Below are 10929 nucleotides of genomic sequence, written 5' to 3' on the forward strand. Positions count from 1 at the left end.
TTATATTCACAGTATAGCGGCTGATTTTCCTGTTTTCAATCAAATTCACTTATTTTTTTGACTGATTTCAGTCAAAAATGGAGGATGATGCTCTTTTTAGCTCTGGATTTGAAATGAAAACGTCACAGTGAAATTTAATTATTAAAAAACTGTGTTTATTTGGAAGGCTTTTTGTGAGAGGATCATACAAACGAAAAGGCGGAGAAAAGCAAAGGCCTTCACCGAATACCAGTGAAGGCCTTTGCATCCTGTTTTTCTGTTTCTCACACAAAATCCACGTGGATTTTTCCGTTGGAGGTGATGGCGGAGAGCAGCTTGTTTGCTCCCACGTTTTGAAGCGGGCAGGAATCCGACGGAAGGTTGCAGGATGCATTGGATGTGCGTCCCTCTATGTGGTATTCCTGCGGGTTGCCGCGGACGGTGCCGGTGATGGAGCCGTTGCTGGTGCACAGGGTCAGCTGATCTCCCGCGATGTTGTCCAGAACCAGGGAGGCGTTGCTGGAAACGAGGTTGAACTCCCGGGCTTCGCAGGCGCAGGCGGTAATGCGGCCGTTGCTTGTGGCTGCGGTGAGCGAGAGGGACTGGGCGTCCGTCAGCCGGATGGCCGCGTTGGACGTTTCCCAGTGGTGGCCGTAGCAGCGGATGGTTTCGCCCTCGAGCGTGCCGTTGGAGGATTTGGCCTGCAGCGTCTGCCCGGAGTAGTTCTGCACCCGGATAGAGGCGTTCGAGGTTTCGAGGTTACAGGTGGAGGCTTCCAGCGTGTTCAGACGGATGGAGTCGTTTGTCGAATGGATTGCCAGACGTTCCAGCGAGGGAAGCCCTTCCCCGGTCACAGCGGCGTTGCTTGTGGCAATGAGCAGCGTTCCGTGGAAGGAGCAGGGAACGCGCACCTGAATTTTCAGATTGGAAAGGCCAAAGCCGAAGAAATGGCGCAGGCGCTTGCGGCGCAGGGTGTGACGGAACGTCCACACGCCTCCCTCTTCGCTGGTCTCCACCAGATCCCGCTGCGGATTGCTGGCAAAGGAGACACACAGCGGGCCGCTTTCCACGGGGATCAGGGAGATGGAAGCGCACTGTGAGCTGAGATCCAGCGTGTGAATTTCCCCTCTGGGCGTGTACAGAGAGGGCTCCTGCGGCGTGGGGGAGACTGGATTTTCTGCGCGGAACCGGGCCGCCTCCTCCTGCGGGGAACCGAAGCGCGCCAGCACCTCCTCCTCAGTCAGTCCCTGCTCCAGCCCGTCGCAGATCAACTCCTCGTAGTAGTCGGAAATCTGCTGCCGTTCCTCCGGAGAGAGCGGTTCCAGGGCGTATAAAAATTCCTGCAAAAACTGTTGGCGGGTCATGTGGATTCCTCCTCGCTGGTGTGTTTGACAAAAGTATAGATGCGTTCCATCTCCGACCATTCTTCCAGAAACAGCCGGATTCTTTCTTCGCCTGCCGGTGTGATTTGGTAGTACTTGCGCAGCCTTCCGTTGTGCTCCTGCTTATAGGTAGTCAGGCAGCCTCCTGCTTCCAGGCGTTTCAGGATGGGGTACAGGGTAGATTCCGAAACAGGGATGCAGGAGGAGACGAGGCCGATCAGCTCGTAGCCGTAGGAGGGGCCTTTTTTCAGCACCGCCAGGACACAGGTGTCCAGCAGACCTTTTTTTCGCTGTGTGTCCATTTTTACCTCCTTTTGCACAATACTATGTTTTACCTTGTATTTGCAGTATACCATGTAAAGCATAGTATGTCAACAGGCAAAAAAATCCGCCGCACATTCCAGCGATGTGCGGCGGCTCGTTCTTATTTCAGTTCAAGAGCAAGGCAGTTGACATATTCGGTGGGCATGGTGTCCGGCAGCTTGATCGTCAGGGTGCCGAAGTTCTGGGCGAACGGGACATTGCCCTCGCCCAGCAGACGGACGGACTGCACCTGTTCCTCCGGCAGCAGGCTCTTGATGACGGCGGTGCGGTTTTCCGGCGCGCGCATCAGGAAGGCATAAACGGTTTTGCCCTTCTGCGTGAAGCGATAGTCGGAAGGCGTCCAGTCGGCGGCCGTCTCGGTGAAGCCCTGGATCACGGTGCGGGTGTCGCCCTCGGTCGAGATGCGCCACGGGCGCGTGCCGTACACGCCCTCGGAGCACACGGCGAACCACTTGGCCAGCTCCTCCAGAATCCAGACGGCCTCATCGTCGATCGTGCCGTCCGGCTTTTGCAGGACGTTGAGCAGCATCGTGCCGTTTTTGGAGATGATGTCGACGAGCATTTCCACAATATGTCCGGGGCGCTTGTATTCCTGGCGCACGTCGTAGAACCAGTTGCCGATACAGGTGTCGGTCTGCCACGGATGGGGCAGGATGTCGGGAAGCTGGCTCTTTTCGATATCCAGCACGCCGATCCGATAAATCTCCGGGCGGCGGTCCTTCTGGTTGTACACGGCGCGGTTTTCGCCGTATTTGTCGATGGAGGTGTTGTACAGGTAGGAAACAGCTTCCAGGCCCAGGCGGTAGTTCGGATCGCTCGGATCCGCTTCCAGATTCAGCGCGAAGGGCACGCCGCCGTCCGAATACAGCAGATCGGGCTGATAGCGGTCAATCAGCTCCTTCATAACGGCAAGCCAGTATTTCCGGAATTTCTCGTTGGAGGTGTACCAGCTGTTCGGGTCAAAGCTGCCCTGCTCCACGTTGCAGTGCTCCTGGTTTGCGTGGTAGAAATCCTGATAGGCCGGGTCGTTGCCGTCGTAGGGAACATCTTTGTACGGGCCCCAGGTATCGTGGCCTTTGTTCGTGTACCACCAGGAGAAGGAAGCGCCCAGGTGCTCCGTCAGGCCGAAGGGAAGGCCGTGCTTGTCGGCGGCGGCTTTCCACAGGCCGCAGATATCCTTGTGCGGGCCGACCTGCATGGAGTTGAAGCGGTTGAGCTGGGAAGGATAGTTGAAGAAGTGGTCGTGGTGCATCGCCTGGCCCACAAAATACCGTGCACCGGCTTTGACATAGAGATCCATCAGGGCATCGGGATCAAAGTTTTCCGCTTTCCACAGCGCGCAGATATCCTTATACCCGAATTTGGAGGGGTGGCCGTAGTGACGGATATGATAGCGGTATTGATCGGAGCCCTGGATGTACATGTTGCGGGCGTACCAGTCGCCGTACATGGGAACGGACTGCGGGCCCCAGTGGGACCAGATGCCGAATTTCGCGTCGCGGAACCAGTCGGGGCACTGGTATTCCCGCAGGGAATCAAAGCTTGCTTCAAATTTTTTTGCCATTGCCATACAACTCCTTCATAAAAATAAAACGTTTCGTTTTTTGCGTGCACGCCGGCGCTTTCCGGAGTGCGCGGAGACTGTCAGGGAGAAATGGGGCAGGTGGACTGCCCCTCCTGCAGGGAGGCGGAGAGAGAAACGGTGACGGGAGCGGTCCGCTCGCCGGAGAAGAATTCCAGCATCAGCCGGGCGGCCTGCAGGCCAATCTCCTCCAGCGGCTGGCTGACAATCGTCAGCGTCGGGCGCGCCACACGCGACAGATCCATGTTGTCAAAGCCAATCAGGGAGAGCTCAGAGGGGATCTGCACGCCGCGCTCGTTGAGGGCAATCAGCGTCCCGAGCGTCATTTCATAGTTGGTGACGAAAACGGCAGTCATGCCGTGCGCCTCGTCCAGCAGCCGCCGGATCTGCCGGTGTCCGCCCTCAAGCGTATAATCGCCGTAGGCGATCAGCTCCCCGGCAGGTTCGGCGCCGTACTCCCGAAGCGCGGCATAGTAGCCGTTCAGGCGCATCCGTGAGGTGTAAACATCCTTCGGTCCCACCAGGATCCCGATCCGCCGGTGCCCCAGCTCCAGCAGGCGGCGCGTGGCCATGCGGGCCGCGTTTTCGTTGTCCAGAAGGACACAGCTCACAATCCCGCCGAGCGCGTCGATTGGACGGTCGAGCAGCAGCACGGGAAGGCCGTTGTCGACAGCGGGGCGCAGGTGGCGGCCGTCGGAGCAGACGGGCATGTTGATGATGCCGTCCACGCGCTTTTCCAGAAGGAAGCGCACGGCGCGGCATTCGCGCTCGCTGTCCGATCGGCAGTCGCACACAATCACACTGTAGCCCTGCTCCTGCAAAACCCCTTCCACCACCGAAATGATCTGGGTCACAAAGAGGTTGCTCAGCTCGGGGATCACCACGCCAACGGTGCGGCTTTTGTTGGATTTCAGACCGCGCGCGTACTCGTTGACGTGGTAATCCAGCTTTTCGATTGCTTTTTCCACAGCCACCCGGTTTTTCTCCCGGAGAGCTCCGCCGTTGAGATATTTTGAGATGGTTGCCAGGCTCAGGCCCGTCTCCCGGGCAATGTCCTTGATGGTCGCGGCCATGCCTTTCCCTCCTGTCTCAAAATAGAAACGTTTCTTGTTTGTGATAAGCATAGCACACAACAATCTCCCTGTCAAACGGAAAATATCAGATTTCTCCGGTGTCCCTATTGGCTGAGAAAAGCGGAGATTTATTAAAGTTTTTTGCAGAAAGGAGGGGCTTTGCCTTGACAAACGCAGACAAGTGTGCTACTTTTTAAAAAACGAAACGTTTCGTTAAAACGAGGTTTTTTGGGTGATTTGGAGAAGGAGCGTGCAGAAAATGGCTTTGACAACAACAGTAGAGATGCTGCGCCGGGCGCAGGAACAGCATTACGCGGTGGGTGCGTTCAATGTGGAAAACATGGAGATGGCGCAGGCGATCGTGCAGGCGGCGGAGGAACTTCATGCTCCTGTGATTTTGCAGACAACGCCCTCGACAGTCCGGTATGCGGGCACCTCGCTGTATCTGGCAAATGTGGCGGCACTGGCACGGGAGGCAAACGTTCCGGTGGCGATGCATCTTGATCACGGTGACAGCTTCGAGCTGTGCGTCAGCGCTCTGCGCGCCGGATATACAAGCGTCATGATTGACGGCAGCAAGCTGCCGCTGGAGGAGAATATCGCGTTCACGCGCCGCGTCTGCGAGATGTGCTCCGCCGTGGGAGTCCCGGTGGAGGGCGAGATCGGCCGCGTCGGCGGCAAGGAGGACGATTTGGAGGACGAGGGCGGCTACACGATCCCGGAGGAGGCCGTGCGCTTTGAGAAGGAAAGCGGCCTGTTCTCCATGGCGGTCGGCGTGGGCACGGCTCACGGCTTTTATAAGGAAACGCCCGTGCTCAACAAGGAGCTGATCACCACCCTGCGCGGGATGCTTTCCGCGCCGATGGTGCTGCACGGAGCGTCGGGCCTTTCGGATGACGACGTGCGCGACTGCATCGCCCGCGGTATCTGCAAGGTGAATTTTGCCACGGAGCTTCGCGCCGCTTACACCGAGGCCGTGCGCAAAGTGCTGGCGGATTCGTCCGTTATCGACCCGAAGGCATACGGCAAGGCGGGACGCGCCGCCGTCAAGGAGCTCGTGAAGAGCCGCATGCTTGTCTGCGGCTGCGACGGAAAGGCGTGAGCGCGGACATGGACGCAATCCTGCTGGGAATTGATATCGGCACCTCGGCCTGCAAGGCTGCCGCGTTTGATCCGGCGGGGCGCGTGCTGGCGCAGACAGCGCAGTCCTATCCCGTTTCCCATCCCAGGTCCGGCTGGGCGGAGCAGGATCCGGAGGACTGGTGGAAGGCCGTCTGCGCGGCGCTGCGCCGTCTGACGCGGGAGGGCGGTTTTGCCCCGAAGCAGATCGCCGGGATCGGTGTGGACGGCCAGAGCTGGAGCGCGATCGCCGTCGGCGGGGACGGGAGCGTTCTCTGCCCGACGCCGATCTGGATGGATACGCGGGCCGCGTCCATCTGCGAAGAACTGCGCTGCACGGTGGGGGAGGAGCGGTTGTTTTCCGTAAGCGGCAACCCGCTTTCCCCGTCCTACACGCTCCCCAAGGTGCTGTGGTATCGGGAGCAGCTTCCCGACGTCTATGAGAAAACGGATAAAATCCTGCAATCGAACAGCTTTATCGCGTTCCGTCTGACGGGCGAAATGACGCAGGATCCCAGCCAGGGCTACGGCTGGGCATGCTGGGATATGGCGCGCGGAGCCTGGGACGAATCGCTCTGCCGCGATCTGGGCCTGCGCCCCTCGCTGCTTCCGGCGATCGCGCCGTGCAGCGCGGTCATCGGGAAGGTGACGGCCGAAGCCGCCGCTCAGACCGGCCTGCCGGAGGGGATCCCCGTGGTGGCGGGCGGGCTTGACGCGGCCTGCGGCACGCTCGGCGCGGGCGTTGTCCATCCGGGGGAAACGCAGGAGCAGGGCGGCCAGGCGGGCGGCATGAGCATCTGCATGGACGTGTGCCGTGCCGATCCCCGGCTGATCCTCAGCGCCCATGTCGTCCCCGATCGCTGGCTGTTACAGGGCGGCACGGTGGGCGGAGGCGGCGCGCTGAACTGGTTTGAGCGCGAATTCGCGGAGGCGGAGCGCCGGACGGCGGCGGAAACCGGATCGTCCTCCTTTGCGGAGATCGATCGGGAAGCGGCAGAGATCCCAGCGGGCAGCGAGGGTCTTGTGTTTCTGCCGTATCTCGCGGGCGAGCGCAGCCCCATCTGGGATGTGAACGCGAAGGGTGTGTATTACGGCGTCACATTCTCCAAAACGCGCGCGCATTTTGCCCGTGCCTGCATGGAGGGCGTGGCCTACTCTCTGCGCCATAATCTGGAAACGGCGCAGGAAGCAGGCATTTCGGCTGGTGTGCTGCGCGCCATGGGCGGGGCGGCGAACAGCCGCTTCTGGACGCAGCTCAAAGCTGACATAACCGGCAGGCGCATCGAGGTGCCGGGTTCCGACACGGCGACATCCCTCGGCGCGGCCATGCTGGCGGGCGTGGGCGCGGGGATCTACCGCGACTGCGAGGACGCGGCGGCGCGGACGGTACAAATCCGGCGGGTGCACGAGCCCGATCCGGCGCGCCGCGAAGCCTATGAAGCGGGATATCGGACGTACCGGCGTCTGTATGAGAATCTCAAGGATCTGATGAAGGAGGATAAGCCATGAAAGCGGCGGTCTTGCATGCCAATGAGGATATTCGATACGAGGAGTTTCCCACCCCGGAAACGCTGCCGGGAACAGTGAAAGTGCGGGTGCGGGCGACGGGCATCTGCGGCAGCGACGTGCCGCGCGTGCTGCATCACGGCGCGCATTTTTACCCGGTAGTGCTCGGCCATGAGTTTGCGGGCGACGTGGTCGAGGTCGGCGAGGGCGTGGAGACGCTCCAGGTGGGCGACACGGTTTCCGGCGCGCCGCTGCTTCCCTGCATGAAGTGCGCGGATTGCCAGCAGGGAAATTATTCGCTCTGCAAGCATTACAGCTTTATCGGCAGCCGCCAGCAGGGCAGTTTTGCGGATTATGTCGTGTTGCCCGAGCGCAACGCCGTCAAATACGATCCCTCCATCCCCTATGAGCAGGCGGCCATGTTTGAGCCGTCCACGGTTGCGCTGCACGGCGTGCTGTGCAACGGCTACCAGGGCGGCGGGGATGTGGCTGTGTTCGGCTGCGGCACCATCGGCATCTTCACACTGCAATGGGCGAAAATTTTCGGAAGCCGCCGCGTGGTGGCCTTCGACATCGACGAGGGCCGTCTGGCCCTGGCCCGGCGCATGGGAGCGGACGAGACGATCAACACAAAGGAAGAGGGCTTCATGGAGCGCGCGAAGGCCCTGACCGGCGGGCGCGGATTTGCCTGGGTTTTCGAGGCCGCGGGCAACCCGGCCACCATGCACATGGCCTTTGAAGCGGCGGCCAACAAGGCGCACGTCTGCTTCATCGGTACGCCCCATGTGGATATGACCTTCACCCCCGCCGAGTGGGAGAACATGAACCGCAAGGAATTTTTGCTCACCGGAAGCTGGATGAGCTATTCCGCGCCCTTCCCGGGGAAGGAGTGGGAGCTGACGGCCCATTATTTTGCCACCGGACAGCTCAAGTTCGATCCGGAATTCCTGTACCGCAAATTCCCCATGAGCCAGGCCGCGGAGGCCTTCGCCCTGTTCCATCATCCGGAGCAGGTGCACGGGAAAATTATGCTGGTCAACGAATAAAAGCGGATTGCCGCCCGTCCTGGGGAGGAGGACGGCAGTTTGGAACAAATTGGAAAGGAAGAATAGTATCATGACAGTGATCGATCCCAACGCAGTCCCGAAGAAAACGCTGGCGAACGGCGAGCAGATCCCCTGCATCGGCATGGGCACTTTCGGCTCGGACCGCTACGGCGCGCAGGAGGTTTCCGACGCGGTCGCGGGGGCCATCCGCTGCGGCTACCGCATGTTTGACTGTGCCTCCGTCTACGGCAACGAGGACCAGATCGGCGAGGTGTTCGCACATGCCTTTGCCGCCGGGGAAGTCAAGCGCGAGGAGCTGTTCCTCATCTCCAAGGTGTGGAACGACATGCACGGCAAGGGCGATATCCTGCTTTCCTGCGCCAAGACGCTTAAGGATTTGCAGCTTGACTATCTCGACGCATACTTTGTCCACTGGCCGTTTGCCAATTACCACACGCCGGGATGCAGCGGTGATTCCCGCAACCCGGATTCCAAGCCGTTCCACACAGAGGACTTCATGGCCGCGTGGCGGCAGATGGAGCGTCTGCACGATATGGGGCTGGTGCGCAATCTCGGCATGTCCAACATGACGATCCCGAAGCTGGAAGCGGTCCTGCCGCTGTGCCGCATCAAGCCCACACTTATTGAGATGGAGCTGCACCCGGCTTTCCAGCAGCCCGAGCTGTTCCGCTATTGCGTCGATCGCGGCATGCAGCCCGTGGGCTTCTGCCCAATCGGCAGCCCGAACCGCCCGGACCGCGACAAGGCCGAGGGAGACGTCGTGGACACCGCGATGCCCGCCGTGGAAGCTGCCGCGAAGGCGCACGGGATTCATCCCGCGCTGGTCTGCCTGAAATGGGCCGTGCAGAACGGCCAGATCCCGATCCCGTTCTCCGTTCACGAGAAAAACTATGTTTCCAATCTCCAATGCGTCACGGAGGATCCGCTCACTGCGGAGGAGATGGAAGCCATCCGTCTCGCGGATCAGAACTGCCGTCTGGTTAAGGGACAGGTGTTCCTGTGGCCGGGAGCCACAGACTGGCGCGCTCTCTGGGACGAGGACGGCGTGATTGTGCAATAAAAAGGAGGCGTTTGCCATGCTGAAAGGAATTCCCCCGATTCTCACGCCGGAGCTGCTCAAGGTGCTCATGGAGATGGGGCACGGCGACGAGCTGGTGCTGGCGGATGGTAATTTTCCGAAATTCGCGCATCCCGCGAATGTGATCCGTCTTGACGGTCATGGAATCCCCGAGATCCTTGACGCGATTCTGAAGTTCATGCCGCTGGATCCCTATGTGGAGCATCCTACCATTTTCATGGAGGTGCTGCCGGACGATCCGTATCAGCCGGAGATCTGGCCGCGCTACCGGGAGATTGGGGCGAAATATGAGAAGGATGGTCTGCGGGAGATCGCGATCAACAAGTTTGAGTTTTACGAGCGCGCCAAAAAAGCGTATGCGGTGGTGGCTACCAGCGAAGCGGCGCTGTATGCCAATATGATTCTGAAAAAGGGCGTTGTATAAACGTGAAGTTTTCGTCCACCTTTTTCAAAAGGTGGCGGGGGTAAAGGGGGCAGAGCCCCTTTTGGAAAGTCATGCGAAGCCATAGAAAATCCAGAAAAAAGAGCGGAGCGAATTTTTTCGGACGTCTTGTGCCAAGCTGCTTTTCCCCTAATATTCAAAAAGGGCCGGAGCCGGACAAATTTTTGTCCGGCTCCGGCCCTTTGCCGTTTGCGAAATGTTCAGCTTTCTTCTCCCTTTTTGCGCAGTTCCAAAAATGCGTTCTTGAGCGCCTCCGGCATGGGAAGCCCCATCATACCCAGATTTTCGATAACGCTCAGCCCTTCGTTGGCAAGGAAAAAGAAAATCACCGTGCTGCGCACATAGCCCTCCACGCCGAACAGCGCGTCAAGCCGAGCCGCCACCAGAACGCACAGAAGGATTCCGCATTTGCGGAACAGCCCCTTGATGCTGGCCCGGCTCTCAAAGCTGCCGTCCGGTGTCTTGTTGGAATTTTTCCACACCAGCGCCAGCACAATCCCCAGCGCGTAGTCGATCGCCATCACGGCCACGAGCGTTTGCAGCATGGTGTCCCAGCCTCCCAGCGCCTGTGCCACTATGGATCCGGCGGCAGCCAGTCCGCCCAAAACGGTGTAATAGATCGTCTGTGTTCGTGTCATGCAATTTCCTCCTTTGCAATCCGCGCGGCAAAGATCCGTTCCCCGCCTTCCGCCGGGTAGATCCCGGCCTCCTGGCCCGGTTCCCCGACGGGGACAACGTGCCAGAGCGTGCTGTCTCCGTCCCGCCGGCAACGCACGAGCCGGAAGGCGGCGGGCTTGCCGCCGCTCTCCCCGCACACCAGATCAATGTCCTGTCCGGTGATCTTCACCGTGTAGAGCGAGTTCGGTGCAATGCGCACAGGGTTGTCCGTGCCGTTGGTGGTGTCGGACGTCCAGCAGGCGGCGTTCTCCTTTTTCCATCCGTTCCAGCCGTTCTGCCGCGTGAGGGATGGATAATCGAGAAAGCTTTCGTTCGTATCCACATTTCCGGAAATGCCATCCACGCGCCCCGTACTGCCGGTCTGCTGTATCCCGCAGGAGACGTCCGGCGCGCCGGTATAGTCCGCGAGCCACAGCTCCCATGCGGTCAGACGGGAACGATCGATCCGGTTTTTGATGTAGTCAAGGTTTGTGTACACCCCCGCGCGCCAGCTGAGCCGTTCCAGCTCCGAGCAGAAGGCTACCGCCAGCTGCGTGCGCAGCTCCTTATGGGGCGTTACGCCGTGCTCCGTGCTGTAGCGTTCGCTGTCGTATTCATAGTCGAAATAGACCGGGTAGAGGAATTTTCCCTTGTACGGTTCCAAAACACGGGCGCACAGCTGCGCTTCCTCCCGTGCCTCGTCAGGTGTGAGGGCGTAGG

At 59.8% G+C, this 10929-nt stretch carries 11 protein-coding genes; 5 read left to right on the top strand and 6 right to left on the bottom strand.

The window, feature by feature from the left end; genetic code table 11:
* Positions 1–263: 263 nt before the first annotated feature.
* The 4 genes from B5F35_RS12425 to B5F35_RS12440 form a co-directional block, all read right to left on the bottom strand.
* Entirely contained in the window at positions 264–1343 is a 1080-nt protein-coding gene (locus B5F35_RS12425; RefSeq protein ID WP_162611418.1) for an HAAS signaling domain-containing protein, read from the bottom strand.
* Positions 1340–1663 carry a PadR family transcriptional regulator gene (locus B5F35_RS12430; protein WP_087241419.1) on the bottom strand — a complete coding sequence of 108 codons (324 nt, stop codon included), beginning with the start codon at positions 1661–1663 and terminating at the stop codon, positions 1340–1342. Before B5F35_RS12430 ends, B5F35_RS12425 begins: the two co-directional genes overlap by 4 nt.
* A gap of 122 nt (positions 1664–1785) precedes the next feature.
* Complete coding sequence (locus B5F35_RS12435; RefSeq protein WP_087241421.1) at positions 1786–3249, bottom strand: alpha-L-fucosidase; 1464 nt, start codon at positions 3247–3249, stop codon at positions 1786–1788.
* Between the two features lie 80 nt (positions 3250–3329).
* Entirely contained in the window at positions 3330–4340 is a 1011-nt protein-coding gene (locus tag B5F35_RS12440; RefSeq protein WP_087241443.1) for a LacI family DNA-binding transcriptional regulator, read from the bottom strand.
* Between the two features lie 259 nt (positions 4341–4599).
* Between B5F35_RS12440 and B5F35_RS12445 the strand changes: the two genes are divergently transcribed.
* The 5 genes from B5F35_RS12445 (at position 4600) to B5F35_RS12465 (ending at position 9534) form a co-directional block, all read left to right on the top strand.
* Positions 4600–5442 carry a class II fructose-bisphosphate aldolase gene (locus B5F35_RS12445; protein ID WP_087241423.1) on the top strand — a complete coding sequence of 281 codons (843 nt, stop codon included), beginning with the start codon at positions 4600–4602 and terminating at the stop codon, positions 5440–5442.
* Positions 5443–5450: 8 nt separating this feature from the next.
* Positions 5451–6968, top strand: coding sequence for a xylulokinase (xylB, locus tag B5F35_RS12450; protein ID WP_087241445.1), 1518 nt, complete (start codon positions 5451–5453; stop codon positions 6966–6968).
* Positions 6965–8011: a galactitol-1-phosphate 5-dehydrogenase gene (locus B5F35_RS12455; RefSeq protein WP_087241425.1), complete on the top strand. Its 1047-nt coding sequence runs from the start codon at positions 6965–6967 to the stop codon at positions 8009–8011. The genes xylB and B5F35_RS12455 overlap by 4 nt, the downstream gene beginning before the upstream one ends.
* Before the next feature lie 70 nt (positions 8012–8081).
* Positions 8082–9092, top strand: coding sequence for an aldo/keto reductase (locus B5F35_RS12460; RefSeq protein WP_442856471.1), 1011 nt, complete (start codon positions 8082–8084; stop codon positions 9090–9092).
* A gap of 16 nt (positions 9093–9108) precedes the next feature.
* On the top strand, positions 9109–9534 hold the full coding sequence (locus tag B5F35_RS12465) for an RbsD/FucU family protein (RefSeq protein ID WP_087241427.1): 426 nt from the start codon (positions 9109–9111) through the stop codon (positions 9532–9534).
* A gap of 218 nt (positions 9535–9752) precedes the next feature.
* Here B5F35_RS12465 and B5F35_RS12470 read toward each other — a convergent pair whose 3' ends face one another.
* Both B5F35_RS12470 and B5F35_RS18750 read right to left on the bottom strand, forming a co-directional pair.
* Positions 9753–10190 carry a phage holin family protein gene (locus B5F35_RS12470; RefSeq protein ID WP_087241429.1) on the bottom strand — a complete coding sequence of 146 codons (438 nt, stop codon included), beginning with the start codon at positions 10188–10190 and terminating at the stop codon, positions 9753–9755.
* Positions 10187–10929: glycoside hydrolase family 25 domain-containing protein (locus B5F35_RS18750; protein WP_524535724.1), on the bottom strand; the 743-nt coding region annotated here is incomplete at its 5' end. The genes B5F35_RS12470 and B5F35_RS18750, both read right to left, overlap by 4 nt.

It is taken from the genome of Anaeromassilibacillus sp. An200 (assembly GCF_002160025.1).
GTDB lineage: Bacteria > Bacillota > Clostridia > Oscillospirales > Acutalibacteraceae > Caccousia > Caccousia stercoris.